This window comes from Acetobacterium sp., from assembly GCF_041752335.1.
GTDB lineage: Bacteria > Bacillota > Clostridia > Eubacteriales > Eubacteriaceae > Acetobacterium.
In genome coordinates, this window is sequence record NZ_JBGSHG010000048.1 from 32,342 (window position 1) to 47,525 (window position 15,184).

The window sequence follows — 15,184 nt, forward strand, 5'->3', positions numbered from 1 at the left end:
AAATGGATCGATGGTCGTGGCGAAGGTGTTCTTGATTTTGCATCTACACGGGATGATTACCAACATAAAAAGTCAGTCGTTATTTTTTGCCATCTGAATCGGCCATAAAATTATGCATATCTGCAGCATTATTTCTGGCCAGATCTTCCGCTTCGCTATAAATGCCATCTTCGTTTTCTTCAAACACTTTTTCTATTTCCGCTAATTCGCCAGCTTGCGTATAAACGCCTTCGGTTTGATCGGGTGTTACTGGGGTGTGTCGGATTTGCGTGTCAGTGATTGGGTTATGACTGTCTGAATCAGCCATGAACGTGCGAACATCTTTGCGATTCGCATTTGCAGCTTCTTCAGCTTCCCCATAAATAGGGTCTACACCACTTTTGATATTTTCATCTTTCGTACCAAATTCCTCGGCATTGCCGTAAACGCCCTTTTTTTCATTATCCATGTTTCTACCTCCTGAAAATTTTATTTTGATTAAAATCAATGATGCGTTTGTTTTAATCGTTTTGATAAATGAACAGGATCAGTTTTATTTTCGAAGGTGATTCAGGTCATTTGTAAAGCCGATCATATCCTATTATCTTATTACCCCGAAAAAAAAGATTCAAACATGATTCTGAAATAGATAAGAAATAAATAAAAGGCCAACCTGAGATGAGTTCTCAGGCTGGCCAGAAGAAGGAGAAAAAATTTATCGGCAAGCTTGCCTTTACGAGAGTTCGTTGTTGAATAAGTGTTTAAATAACGGGTTCCAGCTCCGGTACGACGGGATCTGGAGTTAGCTCAACAACCGGGGTTTCAGTGATTGGATCAGTGGTACCGTCATCAATCGGGGTTTCAGTGGCCGGATCATCGACATCGACGATGCCGTTGTCGCTGTCGTAGCTGACATCAAGATTCAGGATTTCAGCCAGCAGATCCAGGGGAATAAAGGTGCGGCCGCAGGTTACCTGAACTCGATCAGTGATGTCCACCGGGCTGCCATCAATGGTGGCGGTGACGCCAGCAGCGGTGATTTGGATCACAGCGGTGTTTCTAGTGATGGTCAGGGTTTTGGTTGCTTCATCAAAAACCACATCGGCTTCCAGCTGCTCGGTGATGGCTTTAATCGGCACCATAATGTCGCCGCCTTTAATGTAAGCTGGGGCGTCAAATTTGATCAGCTGATTGTTGATGGTGACACTGCCGGCATCCAGCGCTTTAGCATCTTCTTGCATTTGCTCAATCAGGGCCGCAACATTTTCAAACTGGGCCAGTTCAGCATCGGTATAGATGGTTTTCACCACCATATAACGTTCATTGATAATCTCTTTAATCTGTGACTGGAGGCTGTCCAGTTCGGCATTAAGACTGTCCAGCTGGGCTTGCAGTGCCGCTGCGCCGGCCGCATCGCCAGCCGCCAGGAGGGTTGCCATTTCGGCTTCCAGGGCGTCTTTTTCTTCAGCTAAAACGCTTTTCTGCTGGGTCAGTTCTTTTTTCTGTTCGTTCAGTTCCTGCTTGAAGACCTGTTGGGGTTGGGCCGGTTTTTTACCGGGTTTGGTGACTTCGGTGATGCCATCATCAACGGGTTCAGTGACTGGATCAGTAACAGTCGGGTCAGGGGTGCCGGTTTCGACCGGGACCACCACTGGTACTGGCGCAGGGGCCACAATTGTGTCTTTTTTGGGGGGCGGATTGCCGTTGCTTTTGTCTGAATTCTTTGGCGCAGCCAAAGCAGTTGCCGGTGCGGAAAGCGCCAGCGCCAGGACCAAAACGAGAACAAATCTTTTTTTCATAAAAGACTCCTTTCAATTGATCTCCATTAAAAAAACTGTATGCCTAAAAAGGCATACAGTCAAATAAACTGCGCCCTCTTCGGCAACCCGGCTGTCTTAGCAAAATGCCTTAGACCCGTGGCTTTGCGTCCCTGACTTTCATCAGGTTTGCCATTATCGGAGATGTTATTGTTTACATTGTAAATCAGATCGCTGCTGATTGCAAGGGAAAATTCAAGTTTTTGAATATTCCGGATCAACTAAATTATTTACTTCCCAAAGAGCTGGTTTGTTCGGATCGGGCTTACTTAAAAGAAACTGAAAACATTCCCTCCGGCAATAACCGAAGGAGATCTGACACCGGATTGACACAGATCGATATTATGATAAGCTCAGAAAAACAAAAGACGCAACGAAGCGATTAACCGTTTCGCAGACGCCTAAAAAATCATAAGGAGATGTGTAAAATGAAACGTTTATCAAAATTATTGACCGTCTTGCTGCTGGCTTTCACCTTAGTGGGTTCCATGGGTGCTGTGATGGCGGAAGGCAATGACTTCGGCTCGGCCGGGTCGCTGACTGATGACAACCTGACCCTGGAAGAAATGCTGACCTATGCGATTCAGGATGAATATGCAGCCGAAGCAGAATATGCCAAAATTATCGAAATTTATGGGCCGGTTCGACCGTATACCAATATCATCAAAGCTGAAACCAAGCACATCGCTGCCCTGGTTCCCTTGTTTGAAGATAACGGCTTCGCCGTTCCGGTGAATGACGCCGCCAGTCATCTGGTGTTGCCGGCCTCCCTGCAAGAAAGTTATGCCATTGGTGTTCAGGCCGAGATTCTAAACATTGATATGTACAACCGTTTTCTGGCCCAGGAATTGCCCGACGCCGTCCGATCCACCTTTGAATCTCTGAAAACGGCCTCAGAAAGTCATTTGGTTGCCTTCCAGCGAAGAGTAAAATAATCAAACTGAATTTTAAATAGCTTTCAGCTGAATAAAAAGAACCCCAAAAAGAGAATCGGCCCCTGGCCTTTCTCTTTTTTGAATTGCCGGGTATTTGTGAAACTGAACCCGAAGCTCACGGCACTTTCGCAATTACCGGTTTTAAACTACGCTTACTACAAGCTTACTTTTTCCTGGCGCAGAATCGTATTGCGGCCGGATTTTTTGGCCTGGTAGAGCAACCGGTCGGCACTTTCGATCAGCTCGCTGATGCTGTTGTGATCCCATTCGGCGATGCCGCCGCTGATGGTCAGATCGATGGTATTGTTGTAGAAGCGGGTGTCTTTAATTTTGACGCGGATCCGGTCGGCCATCCGATAGCCTTCATCGAGGGTGGTGTCCGGCATCACAATCAAAAACTCTTCGCCGCCATAGCGTCCCAGAAAATCGGTCTTGCGCAGGTTCGCCAGCATGATCCGCACTGTTTCGACCAGCACCGCGTCCCCGGCCTGATGACCAAAGCGGTCGTTAATGGCTTTGAAATGATCGAGGTCAATCATAATGACGGTGAAAGTGGCATAAAGCAAGGGGGTGTTGGCGTGGATGTCTTCCAGAATGCTGAAGATACAGCCCCGGTTGCTGGCGCCGGTGAGCGCAGCAGTATTGGATTGCTCCAGCAGAATCGATTCCTGCTTTTTCAGATTAAGATTGGATTCCTCCAGTTTTTTAAGGATCTTTTTGGTTTTGCTGATGTCTTTGGCGTTTAAAATATAGCCGTTGATCGTCTCATCCTCACCCCGAAAGGCCGAGATCGAGGCGATGACGCTGGTTTTCTGGCCGCCTTCTTTGACTATTGTTCCTTCCAGGTTTTCCAGATGGGGGGTGAGTGTCAGTTTGATTTGCAGTTCCTGCAGGGTGAAACTGCTGTCAAAGAGGGTAGCAATCGATTCGCCAATGATAACGTCGCAGGGTCTCCCCAGGAAAAGTCGGGTATACTGGTTGATCCGGCTGATCTTGAGATCCTGATCCATGATAATCAGAATATCGCCCACTGAATCGATGACATTTTCCAGATATTTTTTGGTCACCAGGGTGGACTTCAGCTTCTGCGACAAATCGTTGAAGGACTGGGCCAGCTGTCCCATTTCATTGGTGCCGGTGACAGGCATCTCAAAATCCAGATTGTTGCCGGACACGGCTTTAATCCGACTGGTCAGGCGGATCAGCGGTTTGGTGAGGGTTCGGGTCACCAGAAAATAAATCAATAACAGGCTAAAAACCGTATAAACCAGAAAGACCAGCATCGTGGAGATCCGGGTGCCGTTGATCTGGCGGATGATGGTGTCGTAATTATAGGTGATGGCAATGACCTTCTGGGAGTCGTTCATGCCTCCGGGAAAGGTGTTCACATAGATGTATTCCTGATCCAGCAGCTCGTCATCACCAATGATAGAATGGTCCACACCGCTGTTAATGACCCCATCGATGATGGCGATTCGGGCTTCATCGGTTTCGGTTGCGTCGCGGCCCAAAATCATATGTTGTTTGTCATATACTTTGATCTCGGCAATAAAGGGATTGTTGTCCCGGGCGTTTTTTTCCATATCGGTATAGTTGAGCTGGGTCACGTACTGGGAAAGCGCCCCTGGCGAGATCCCCGCCTCGAGCACGTAACGATGGTCGGCGGTGGGGATGTAACCCCATTTGCGCAGTTCGCCGGTATTGAGATCGGTGGTGACATGGGAGATTTCCGGGACAGAGCCCAGTCGCAGGGCGGTGAGGGTCTTAAAAAAATCCGGCACCGTTTTAAAATCGATGCCCAGGGCCGTGGGGAAGGTGGTGCGGATGATCACCCCGTTTTCATCGATAATATAAAGATCCAGATTGCCCTGGAAGGTTTGCTTGATGGCCTCCAGATCGATGGCTGCGACATCGCCACCGCTGGCTTCGTAGGCGGCCTTAAACTGCTGCAGGCTCTCAGCCATCAGTCCATCGTAATAGGTGGACACCAGCTCATAGCTTTTTTCGGTACTGATGATGGTATCGACGATATTGATCCGGGTCTGTTTGACAGCCAGCTGGGTATTGTTCAAAATGCCGTTACGGATGCTGTTGTAATTGATCACCGCAAAAAGAAAATAAATGGGCGTGACGATGCCGATGAGCAAAATCATCACCGTGAATTTGATGGAAAGATTGCGAAATTTCATGATTACCTTCCTTTCCGGATGCTGGCAAATTTTAAAGAGTCGGTTGAGCGGGTCGACCGGTACCACATCAAATAGCACGAAATACTACTAGAATGATAACAAAATAATTATAACATAGATACCCATTTTTTGAGGGATTATGAAAGAAAGTAAAAAAATGTGGCGGGGAGATAAGGGTTCAGGAGAAGGCGAAACAGTGGTGGCAATTTAAAAAAAGCCACGGCGGTGTAGTGCCGCGGCATTGATGGAGATAATAAAAAATGAGAACGGTTAATTATAAAAAAACCCGGGTATAACGTTCAGTCCTTGGGGACAGATGCTCACATTTTTTTTTATAGGGGGAATATTTGTGATTAAACTCCGATGCCAGGATCAGTGAATCCAGTTCTTCCACACAGGCAATCGAGCCATTGTGAAATTTTAAGGCCTGGTAGAGATTGTTAGCCATCAGACAATCCGAAAGGGCCCGGTGGGCATTGGTGTTCTGGATGGCGCATTTTTCACACAGGGATGTCAGCTGCGAATTGAGAACCGAACGCTGCCGTTCGCGAAACAGCTCCCGGATATCGATAAAATCATTGGTCAGATCATAGTCGATATTGGTTTTGCAGTGATCATATAAAAAATTTACGTCGGAATTAACCTTATGGCCAATCAAAATATTATTGCCGGCAAAGGAAACAAAAGCGTCCAGTACCGTCGCAATGGGGTTGGCGTCGATGAGCATGTTATTGGTGATACCAGTCAGATTGCTGATATAAGAACTGATAGGGTTTTTCGGTTTAATCAACATCTGAAAAACCGAAATAATTTTATTATCACGGACCTTGACGGCGCCGATCTCAATGATTTCGCAGTTCCGGGGACTGAATCCGGTGGTTTCAATATCAATGATGACGTAATTATCCGGAAATTGAATCAGGCTGTTGCCTTTTTTTTCTCTGAGGGTTCCATATTTATTCATCGGTTATTCTCCTAACAAGTTACTCTCTTTTTGTAAATAGTCGCTCTAATTTTTGTATTGCGTTATCTTTATAACCAATTCGACGGTGTTTATTCATAACAAATCAAAAAAATGACAAAAAATAAAAAAAACGCAATGCTGTCGACGCAGCATTGCGTTTTATTTATTTTTATGTGGGTCTATTTATGTTCTTTCAGGTAGTTCGCTACCCGCTCTTCAGCGTTGGCGCGGATATTGAAATAGTAGAAGGGGAAATCAAAGGTATGGAAAACGCCCCGGCCAAAGGTGCCGCCGCCCGGTGCATATTTGTCAACATCGACGGTGCTGCAGATCAGGACATTTTTGGTATTATCGACCTGGGCATCAGCAAAGTTCATCACCTTTAAAGGGGTGCCATCGGCATTTTTAACCACTGATCCATCGGCATTTAACTGCAGTGAACCAAGATTGTCGGAAGCTGGTGCCACCGTTTCTGCAGTCGTCCAGCTGATTGGGTTGATCACCCGGGCGGTGGGCAGTACCACCCCATCCGTGCCTTCAATGGTAGGGGCCTGAGTGTTGTAGGAAATAATAACCCCGGTGTCGCCGGAACCGGTGGCAAATTTGAGTTCCGGGTTTTCGGCCAGGTAGTCATCGGTGATCGAATAGCCAAGGACATAGGCGGCAACCATCCGTTTGTAGACATCCGGGTGTTCTTTCATATAATCCTGAAGAATATAGATCATTATGTTGGAACCCTGGGAATGACTGGCCAGAATAAAGGGGCGACCATTGTTGTAATGCTCGAGATAGTATTCAAAGGCGGCGGTGGCATCAGTCAGCGGCACGCCTTTGACAATGTCCTGTTGTTCGTCCACGTCCATGGCCAGGGTGGAGCCGGCGTCATCCTGACGGTAGTAGGGGGCAAAGATATTGGCCGAGGTTTCAAAGGCGGTGGCCTGGCGGTCGAAGGCCAGTTGGGACTCCTGCAGCATCACCGGATTATCGATTTCGCAGATAATCGGATCATCGGCATTCACCTTGGCCCAGGCGGAGGGGTACAGGTAGAAGACATCGACCTCTTTGGTTATTTCGGTGGGAACATTGAGCCAGTGGGCACTCTGACTGTAATCCGTGGGGACGATGGCATCTGAGGTTTCAGTCTGGGCCCCATCTTTTTTGGCGGTGGTACATCCGGCAATGGCCAGACTGCCGATGATCAGGGCCAGGGAAATGGATAAGATTATTTTTCTTTTCATGTTGTTCTCCTTTGTTTTTGATTTGAATATAATAATAATTTATCGTTTTCAGTATAGTGGAAAATGCGTAAAATGTATAGAGGAATAATCGCAAAAACAAGGATTAAATACTTCTGGTTGAGAAAAACTTTGGCATTTGTTTAAACAATGAAAAAGCGTTTCGAGGCCAGACCAGTCAAAAATAAGATTGAATACATAAAACAGCACCTAAAAAAAGTCGGGTTCAACACCCGACTTTGATTGTTTAAATTACTTTTTTATTAACCTTATTATAAGGCAACATCTACCTTCGGTGCGAAATTGGTGTCCATTGTCCAGGTTACGCCAATGCCATCGGTCATTCTGAAGACCGCAAAGGTCTGATAAAAATCTGACAGCTCGCCGCTTTCCTTCCAGGGTTTTAAAAAAGCCCGGCTGGGATGGCTGGCAATTTCGTCTTTGAGGGCATTGTCATTGACAATTTCTAATTTTCCCCTAATCCGCAACTGCCGTCCGGTCTTAAAATCATTGAAACAGCATTCGACCTTGGGGTTTTTACTGATCTGCGCGTAGACGTCTTTCATGGTTCCTGAATGAAAGACAATCCCATTTTCATCGGCTTTATAGAGCAGCATGCCGCGGACCCGGGGTTGATCTCCATCCGCGGTGGCCAGATAAAAGGCCGGGTTCTGACTCATCAATTCTAACATTTCCTGTTTGTTCATTTTAATCACCTCATCTTAATTTTTGTCTTAATTTCTTATGAATACTATAGCGATAAATTAAGATGATTGCTTTCAAAATACATGCATCGCTTTGCAAGATCCGGCTGTTATGTTTTTTGATAGAGCTGCTGGTAGTCGGTGGGGCTAAGATGGGTGTGTTTTCTGAAAGTAGCTGAAAAATGAGCGGTGCTGCCAAAGCCGCAATCCTGGGCGATTTCAGTCATGGTTTTTGATCCGCTGCGAAGAAGTTTCTGAGCTTTTTTGATGCGCAGTCCCAGAAAATAGTCCATCGGGGAAAAACCGGTTTCTTGTTTAAAGCGCCGCGTGAACTGGGATGGGGAGAGTCCCATCTTCCGGGCCAGGGCTGCGACGGTCAGCTTTTCACTAAAATGGTCTTCCATATAATCAATGATTGCCGCGACGTCTAGTTTTGCTGCCACCTGCTGACTCGGGTCGTCGTCTTGATATAAACCGCGCAGTAGCCCATGGGTGATCAATTCTGCCAGTGCATTGAGGAAGGGTCGAGCAGCTCTTTCGGGACGGTCGCACTGATCGATAAACCGTTTGATATCGGTCATGGTATCCGGTGAGACTGGAAATTGCAGCCAGAAATAGGGCTGAGTCGGTTGAGTTGTGATATAATCCAGGCGCAGCCGCTTAAAAAAATTCTGATCGATAAATAGTGCCGCATAACGGGTGAAGGTGTCAGTCTCTTCTTCCTGATGAGGAATATCCGGTGATAAACACGCCCCCAGATAATGCCCATCCGGCAGGGTGATGGCGGTTTTTAGAAAATTTTGTTCCTCCGTGAAAAAAACCACGAATGAATAGGATGGGTGGGTATGCCCGGCCCGGATGGCGTACTGGCAGAAGCCCACGCTAGGGATGAAAATCCCCAGGCAATCGGAAACAAAGGCATCAACATATTTCAAATCTTCCGCAGAAACCTTACCGACGAGTTCCTGAATCTTTGCGAGTTCATTTTTAGAAATGTTTTTTTTCATCGCGCTCACCTATTAATTATTATATTGCAGGCATTTAAAACGCCTGTAGCTAAAGGGCTATGACAGTGTTGAGAATAGCCAAATGCCTGAACTGGAATATCTGGTTTTAAGCGAGGGACTCGACTTTTTCAAAGTGTAGTTTGCGCCATAAGAATACGGCGTACAGACAGAGGATGACCGTCTGGACCATCAGCAGTGTCATATTAAGGGTAGACCCGGCGTCTAACGTGATATTGGCGATGAAATCGTGGAGGCCGTGCCAGACAATCACCGGAATAATACTTTTGGTAAGCACTACAATTTCAGCACAGATCAGACCGAACAGTCCGGCAAAAATAATCAGGATCACGACATAAAGGGGGTCGCTGCCGCTGAGGGCGGTAAAGGCATGGCCGATGCCAAACAACAGTGAAGAGGCAATGACGGCATATTTCACGCCTTTGGTCGCGAGGATTTTAAACATTAAGCCCCGGAAAAATAATTCCTCGTTGATCCCGACCACAGCCGCAAAGATAAATAAAAGTCCGACTTGTGAAAGTGAAAGACTCAGATCAAAGCCATTCAGAAAAGGCAGCAGTTCAGCAATTAAAAGTGGTAGAAAATACAGGACAACAGGGGTGCTGTTACGGTCCAAGCCCTGGAACCCAAAGGCCTCAAATCCTAGTCTTGACCGGGCAACCAGCAGCAGTCCCAGCAGAATTGAGATCCCAAAGGATAGGGTTTGGGCAATCAGGGTTTGGGTCTCATTGAACCCGATAACGACACTGATGATGCCAGCGGCAGTGGCAAACAAAATCGGCAGCAGCCCTAAAAGTATGGCACTGCGTAAGGGGTGACGGCTTGAAAAAAATAGTTTCATGATGGTTCCTCTTCTTTCTTCGTAAATAAATTTAAATAGCCTTTAAACGCATCCATCAGGATCGTTTCGATTTCTTCATGACTGAATTGACAATGATTAGTTGCTACCAGCGAGGCGATCCCATGGGTTAACAGCCAAATATCGACATAGAGTTTTTTTGAGTGGTCGTGATTTAACCCTGTCATCCCGGCAATGAGCTCAATCACTTCTAGATTATCGTCACCGGAAATCATGTCCATGGGGCTGTCAACAGTAATAGATTCGGACATAAACAGCAGCATAAAGAGGTTTTTCTCTTCGGTGGCAAAATTTATGTAAGCAAGGCCCATCCCTAAGAAGGGAATGCGGTGATTCATACCCGCCAGCATATAGGTATTAAAATATTCCCCGACTTTTTGATAAAGTGCCTTTTTTAAGTTATCCATATTTTGAAATGTCCGAAAAACCGGCTGAATGGAGCACCCCAGGATTCTGGCAATCTCTCTGGCATTTAAACCTTCGATGCCGGATTTTCTGGTAATTTCCAGCGCCACATCGAGGATAGCGTCTTCTTTGATTTTAATTTTAGGCGGCATTGTATGCGTTCCTTTCAAAAGTACTGCATGATATGTAACGCGCGATACATATCAAGTGATATATTATATTTTACAAGCTGGAGATACTTTTGTCAATAGAAAAAATCTTATAAAAATAATGGCGTAGTTATTTTAACCAAAGTCGTTGAAAAGAGGTTCCTGTAAATGATAAAATGAAATCCGCAGCGACAACTAAACTGGAGGATAAAGATGCTTCAATTGGATATACGATTATTGATTGTGCCGATACTCTTTTTTTCGATAGTGGCAGAAATTGACGAGTCTCAGCGATTATCAGACTGCCGAGAAGTTATTATTTTTACAGGAGGAACAATATGGGAAGCGAGAATCAAGCAGTTATTGTCTTTTTCTCAAAAGATGGCAATACCAGAAGTGGTGCAAAGCGCTTAAATGAGCGTCTTGGTTGTAAGGTAATTGAACTGCAGGAGCAGCAAAAAGGAAATTTTTTACAAGCGCTTTTTAAAAAAGGATCAAAACTCCATGGCAATCCCTGGCATGAAATCACTGACGCAACGGATGTCTACTTAATGCAGCCGATCTGGGCCAGCAATGCCGTGCCGGCGATGAATACCTTTCTTGAGCACGCCGATTTTTCAGGAAAACGGGTTACCATCATCACCTTTCAGCAATTTGCCGATCTGCGAAACAGTGACAAGGTTCATCAGGATATTGCCGCGGCGGTTAAACAGCGAAACGGACAGGTCATCGGAACCCATGCATTCATTGGCGGGAAAATGGGCCACTGTGCAGCGGAAAAAGTGATTTTTGATCAGATCGATGCGCTGGTGCTGCCGGACTGACAGTTCTGCGACCCAGCCAGCTATTGAAAAAGCTGGCTAAAATAAAGCCCCAGTGTCAGCACACTTAACTTAAACTTTCGATTTGCTGTTATATTTGACGCCCCCACTTGCTCCTACTCAATTAAAAATTTGGTCACTTCGGTAATATATAAATCGGGATTTCCGATACACAGTTCTCCGTGGTCGAATCCTTTGAAAACCTTAATCTTAGCACGCGGTACGATCGATAAAAAGCATTTTGCGTATTTTTTCCCGAGTCAGGCCTGGATTTACAAGCCGATTCGCAAACCCCGGGGGATTGTCCAGATTGTCCATGGTTTTGGCGAACATTCCCAGAGATGAAGTGAGATTTTAACACATAGTAAAGGATAATTTGATAATCTGTTCAAAAAAATAATCCATGGACGATATTCTTCGCTGACTAAGAGAGGTCAATCACATGCCCAATATAAAACCCAACCCGGTATTGCAAAATGATGATGAGGAACAAAAAGTGCAGTTTCGTCATGCCCAAACAGAAGACATCCCGGTGATCGCAGAAATTTACAGCCATGCCCGTAGCTTGATGGCGGCGACGGGAAACCCCCATCAGTGGGTTAATGGTCATCCTCAACAGAGCCTGATTGTGGACGACATCAAAAAAAAATCAGTTATGTCTGTGAAATTGACGGCCGGATCGAGGCGGTGTTTGTACTGCTGCGGGAGGGGGACTCCGACTATGACCGGATTTTTGATGGCCAGTGGTTAAATGATGCCCCATATGTTGCCATGCATCGACTGGCCAGTGCCGGCAATGTGGCCGGATTGACCGGGACGATTTTTAACTGGTGCGAAAAAATCAATCCCAATATTCGGATTGATACCCATCGGGACAACCGCGTCATGCAGCATGTCCTCGCTAAAAATCGCTTCACCTATTGTGGCCTGATTTATCTCAAGAATGGCGCCGAACGGCTGGCTTATCAGCGGGTCGGCAAAGAGTGAGATCGATAGGGAATAATCCGACGATGGCTATGACAGGCTCAGAACAACGTGAAAGGAAACTAAGAATGACGCAAAATTTTTTATTAGCAACTGACATGATAGATTTTCATCATATGGCCATCCAGCATAAAGCACAGCAGTTATTTACTGCGGCGATGAATGATGTTGAAAAGACAAGCGTGGCCTATGCATTTGTCAGGGATGAAATTCCCCATTCGTTTGACTGCAATGCCCGGGTGATTACGGCAAAGGCTTCGGATGTGCTGATTCACCAAACCGGTATTTGTCATGCCAAAGCCAATTTACTGGCCGCCCTTTTGCGATCCCAGGCGATCCCCAGCGGCTTTTGTTTTCAGCATCTTACCCTGGCTGACGACGACTCCCTGGGGTATTGTGTCCATGCCTATAATGCCGTCTATTTAAAAAATCGTTGGATCAGGCTGGACGCCAGGGGGAACAAAGCTGGTGTTGAGGCGCAGTTTTCACTGACCGAACCAATCCTGGCCTTTCCGAACCGCCTGGAGTATGACGAGTACGATTGGCCGGGAATCTACACCAATCCCCATCAGCCCACCATGCAGATGCTGGAAAAGGCCGGATGTCTTCAGGATATCATTGATAACATCCCGGATACACTCCATGAGAAACCGGATCTGTTAGGATAATGCCTGGGTCCGGGTGTCAGCCACACTTAACTTAAAAATATGTCATTAATTAAAATGAGCCCCAGTCAGATAATCTGCCAGGGTTTTTTTTTCAGGCGATCAGTAAGCTGGGGAACACATGGGGAGCTGTTTTTTTATCGCTGTGTGAAAAAAATGAGACATTTAATAAAGTATGGGTATGTTATATTGAGAGCTGTTGTAATAATTATCGATATCGTCTTTATTGCTTAAAAGGAGAATGTGATGTATCTAGAAATAGTTAATGACAGGATTATCATCGAGAAACTAAGATATCTACCTAATTTTTGTTGCCCCAAGGATTGTCGATTCGGCGCGAAAAGAGGTGCTGAAAAATGAATACCAAGACCGATACAGCTAAAATACCTGTTGAAATCCTCATTGTTGCGGATAACCAAACCCCAGCTGAGAAGTTAAGATATACCTTAGAACAAAGAAAAGCGTTAACTAAGACCAAAGCTGCATTATATATGACCAATAAGAATCTGCAAGCGCTCGTGAAAAAGAAAACAATTCACATCACGGAGATGGTTCAGGAAATAACGGAACGCCAGCAGCATCAAGAACAGCAGGAATTGTATTTGAAGGATTTATTGGAATCCCAGCGGATTGCGCACATCGGCACGTGGCGACTAAATATCGAGACGAATCAAGTGGTGTGGTCGGACGAGCTTTACAAGATGTATGGTTTTGACCCGTCCATTCCACCCCCACCCTACACCGAACATATGAAGTTATTTACCCCGGAAAGTTGGGCTAAACTGTCAACCGCCCTGGAGTCCACCAGAACATTCGGAATTTCCTATGAACTGGAACTGGAAACGATCAAAGCAGACGGCTCGAGTGGCTGGATGTGGGTGCGGGGCGAGGCGAATAAAGATCCGAGTGGCAAGATTATTTCGCTCTGGGGAGCAGCCCAGGACATTTCTGAACGCAAACAGGCCGAAGCGTTGCTAAAAGAAAGTGAAGAAAAATACCGCTTGCTCTATACCGCCATGAGTCAGGGAATTGCGCTTCATGAAATTATCACCGATGCTGACGGCAAAGCGGTTGATTATGTTTTTCTTGATATTAACGACAGCTATACCCGGTTATTAGGGGTAACCAGGGAAATGTGTATCGGCAAAAAAATCACCGAAGTGATGCCTAAAGTTGAAAAATACTGGATTGACATTTTTGGTGACGTTGCGCTGACCGGCGTACCAAGCTATTATGAGAATTATTTGGAAACAACCGGACGCTATTATGCGACCTACACGTATTCACCTAAAAAGCGTCAGTTTGCGGTGCTGGTCTCAGACATTACCGAGCAAAAGAAAAACCAGGAAAGACTGATGTATATGAGTTATCATGACCAGCTAACCGGTCTATATAACCGTCGCTTCTTTGAAGAGGAAATCACTCGTCGGGATACAGAAGAGCAACTTCCGACAACGATTATCATGGGTGATATCAACGGCTTAAAAATTATCAACGATTCTTTTGGCCATCAAGTCGGGGACGATTATCTTAAAAAAACCGCGGAGATTATCCAAACAGCCTGTCGACCGGAGGACATCATCGCCAGACTCGGGGGTGACGAGTTTGTGGTGATCTTACCCAATGCCGATACGGCTGCAGCGATTGAAATCATTGAGCACATCAAGGATATGATCTCAAAAACAAAGGTCAATGCGATTGAACTTTCGGTTTCGTTTGGGTTTGCGACGAAAGTCACTCACCAGCAATCGCTTTTGGAAACAGTGATAAGCGCCGAAAACTATATGTACACCCAAAAACTATATGAGCATACTAGCATGAGGAGTAAAACGATCGATCTGATCATGAATACATTGTTTGAAAAAAGCGATCGGGAATCAAAGCATTCAAATCGTGTCAGCACAATTTGCGAAGCGATTGCTGATAAAATGAATTTTATCAAGGATGATGTCAATCAAATAAGAATCGCGGGTCTGGTCCATGATATCGGAAAAATTGGCATTAAAGAAGAAATCCTCAATAAGGCTGGAAGTCTGGATCATGACGAATGGGCCGCGATCAAAAAACACCCCGAAGCAGGCTGGCGGATATTAAGTACCACAGTTGATTTTTCAGAAGTTTCTGAATTTGTCCTGCGGCATCATGAAAAATGGGATGGAAGTGGCTATCCCAATGGCCTTAAAGGTGAAGAAATACCGATTGAAGCGCGAATAATCGCCGTCGCTGACGCCTATGACGCCATGACCAGCGAAAGATCGTATAAAAAAGCATGTAGCAAAGATGAAGCCATTGACGAGCTGAAGCGCTGTTCCGGGACCCACTTTGACCCTGAAATCGTCGCAGCCTTTGTGAACAAGGTGATGCCACAGAATAGCAATTTTGGTAAAGGCGGCAACAACCTTCTCCCCAACTATCGCTAATGAACCCCGGAGCCAGGAACGCTTAACTTGTGC

General features: G+C 45.8%; 15 protein-coding genes and 1 riboswitch. Of the genes, 6 read left to right on the forward strand and 9 right to left on the reverse strand.

Translation table 11 applies throughout. The features are described 5' to 3' along the window. Window positions 1–79 precede the first annotated feature (79 nt). Complete coding sequence (locus tag ACEW8F_RS06380) at window positions 80–448, reverse strand: hypothetical protein (protein ID WP_373482636.1); 369 nt, start codon at window positions 446–448, stop codon at window positions 80–82. 292 nt (window positions 449–740) lie between these two features. Beyond that, on the reverse strand, window positions 741–1,778 hold the full coding sequence (locus ACEW8F_RS06385; protein ID WP_373482637.1) for a stalk domain-containing protein: 1,038 nt from the start codon (window positions 1,776–1,778) through the stop codon (window positions 741–743). A 78-nt stretch (window positions 1,779–1,856) separates the two neighbouring features. Continuing rightward, window positions 1,857–1,940: riboswitch (cyclic di-GMP riboswitch) on the reverse strand. Window positions 1,941–2,224: 284 nt separating this feature from the next. Here ACEW8F_RS06385 and ACEW8F_RS06390 point away from each other — a divergent pair. Further along, window positions 2,225–2,731 carry a hypothetical protein gene (locus ACEW8F_RS06390; RefSeq protein WP_373482638.1) on the forward strand — a complete coding sequence of 169 codons (507 nt, stop codon included), beginning with the start codon at window positions 2,225–2,227 and terminating at the stop codon, window positions 2,729–2,731. A gap of 155 nt (window positions 2,732–2,886) precedes the next feature. On the opposite strand, the gene ACEW8F_RS06395 is transcribed toward ACEW8F_RS06390, so the two are convergent. The 7 genes from ACEW8F_RS06395 to ACEW8F_RS06425 form a co-directional block, all read right to left on the reverse strand. Then, window positions 2,887–4,920, reverse strand: coding sequence for a diguanylate cyclase (locus ACEW8F_RS06395; protein WP_373482639.1), 2,034 nt, complete (start codon window positions 4,918–4,920; stop codon window positions 2,887–2,889). A gap of 274 nt (window positions 4,921–5,194) precedes the next feature. Next, window positions 5,195–5,884 (reverse strand): PolC-type DNA polymerase III, encoded by a 690-nt coding sequence (locus ACEW8F_RS06400; protein WP_373482640.1) that lies wholly within the window; start codon window positions 5,882–5,884, stop codon window positions 5,195–5,197. Between the two features lie 179 nt (window positions 5,885–6,063). Further along, complete coding sequence (locus ACEW8F_RS06405) at window positions 6,064–7,122, reverse strand: DUF3089 domain-containing protein (RefSeq protein WP_373482641.1); 1,059 nt, start codon at window positions 7,120–7,122, stop codon at window positions 6,064–6,066. Between the two features lie 269 nt (window positions 7,123–7,391). After that, on the reverse strand, window positions 7,392–7,826 hold the full coding sequence (locus ACEW8F_RS06410; RefSeq protein WP_373482642.1) for a pyridoxamine 5'-phosphate oxidase family protein: 435 nt from the start codon (window positions 7,824–7,826) through the stop codon (window positions 7,392–7,394). A gap of 107 nt (window positions 7,827–7,933) precedes the next feature. Then, window positions 7,934–8,830: a helix-turn-helix domain-containing protein gene (locus ACEW8F_RS06415; protein ID WP_373482643.1), complete on the reverse strand. Its 897-nt coding sequence runs from the start codon at window positions 8,828–8,830 to the stop codon at window positions 7,934–7,936. A 106-nt stretch (window positions 8,831–8,936) separates the two neighbouring features. Then, window positions 8,937–9,689 carry a lysostaphin resistance A-like protein gene (locus tag ACEW8F_RS06420; protein WP_373482644.1) on the reverse strand — a complete coding sequence of 251 codons (753 nt, stop codon included), beginning with the start codon at window positions 9,687–9,689 and terminating at the stop codon, window positions 8,937–8,939. After that, window positions 9,686–10,264, reverse strand: a complete 579-nt coding sequence (locus tag ACEW8F_RS06425) for a TetR/AcrR family transcriptional regulator (protein WP_373482645.1) — start codon at window positions 10,262–10,264, stop codon at window positions 9,686–9,688. The genes ACEW8F_RS06420 and ACEW8F_RS06425 overlap by 4 nt, the downstream gene beginning before the upstream one ends. A 335-nt stretch (window positions 10,265–10,599) precedes the next feature. Here ACEW8F_RS06425 and ACEW8F_RS06430 point away from each other — a divergent pair, with 335 nt between their 5' ends. From ACEW8F_RS06430 to ACEW8F_RS06450, 5 genes are all read left to right on the forward strand, one after another. Next, window positions 10,600–11,085 (forward strand): flavodoxin family protein, encoded by a 486-nt coding sequence (locus ACEW8F_RS06430; RefSeq protein ID WP_373482646.1) that lies wholly within the window; start codon window positions 10,600–10,602, stop codon window positions 11,083–11,085. A gap of 192 nt (window positions 11,086–11,277) precedes the next feature. Next, complete coding sequence (locus tag ACEW8F_RS06435; protein WP_373482647.1) at window positions 11,278–11,427, forward strand: hypothetical protein; 150 nt, start codon at window positions 11,278–11,280, stop codon at window positions 11,425–11,427. A gap of 342 nt (window positions 11,428–11,769) precedes the next feature. Next, window positions 11,770–12,069 carry a hypothetical protein gene (locus ACEW8F_RS06440; protein WP_373482648.1) on the forward strand — a complete coding sequence of 100 codons (300 nt, stop codon included), beginning with the start codon at window positions 11,770–11,772 and terminating at the stop codon, window positions 12,067–12,069. 65 nt (window positions 12,070–12,134) lie between these two features. Continuing rightward, on the forward strand, window positions 12,135–12,734 hold the full coding sequence (locus ACEW8F_RS06445) for a transglutaminase domain-containing protein (protein ID WP_373482649.1): 600 nt from the start codon (window positions 12,135–12,137) through the stop codon (window positions 12,732–12,734). Window positions 12,735–13,087: 353 nt separating this feature from the next. Then, window positions 13,088–15,151, forward strand: coding sequence for an HD domain-containing phosphohydrolase (locus ACEW8F_RS06450; RefSeq protein ID WP_373482650.1), 2,064 nt, complete (start codon window positions 13,088–13,090; stop codon window positions 15,149–15,151). Window positions 15,152–15,184: the final 33 nt, after the last annotated feature.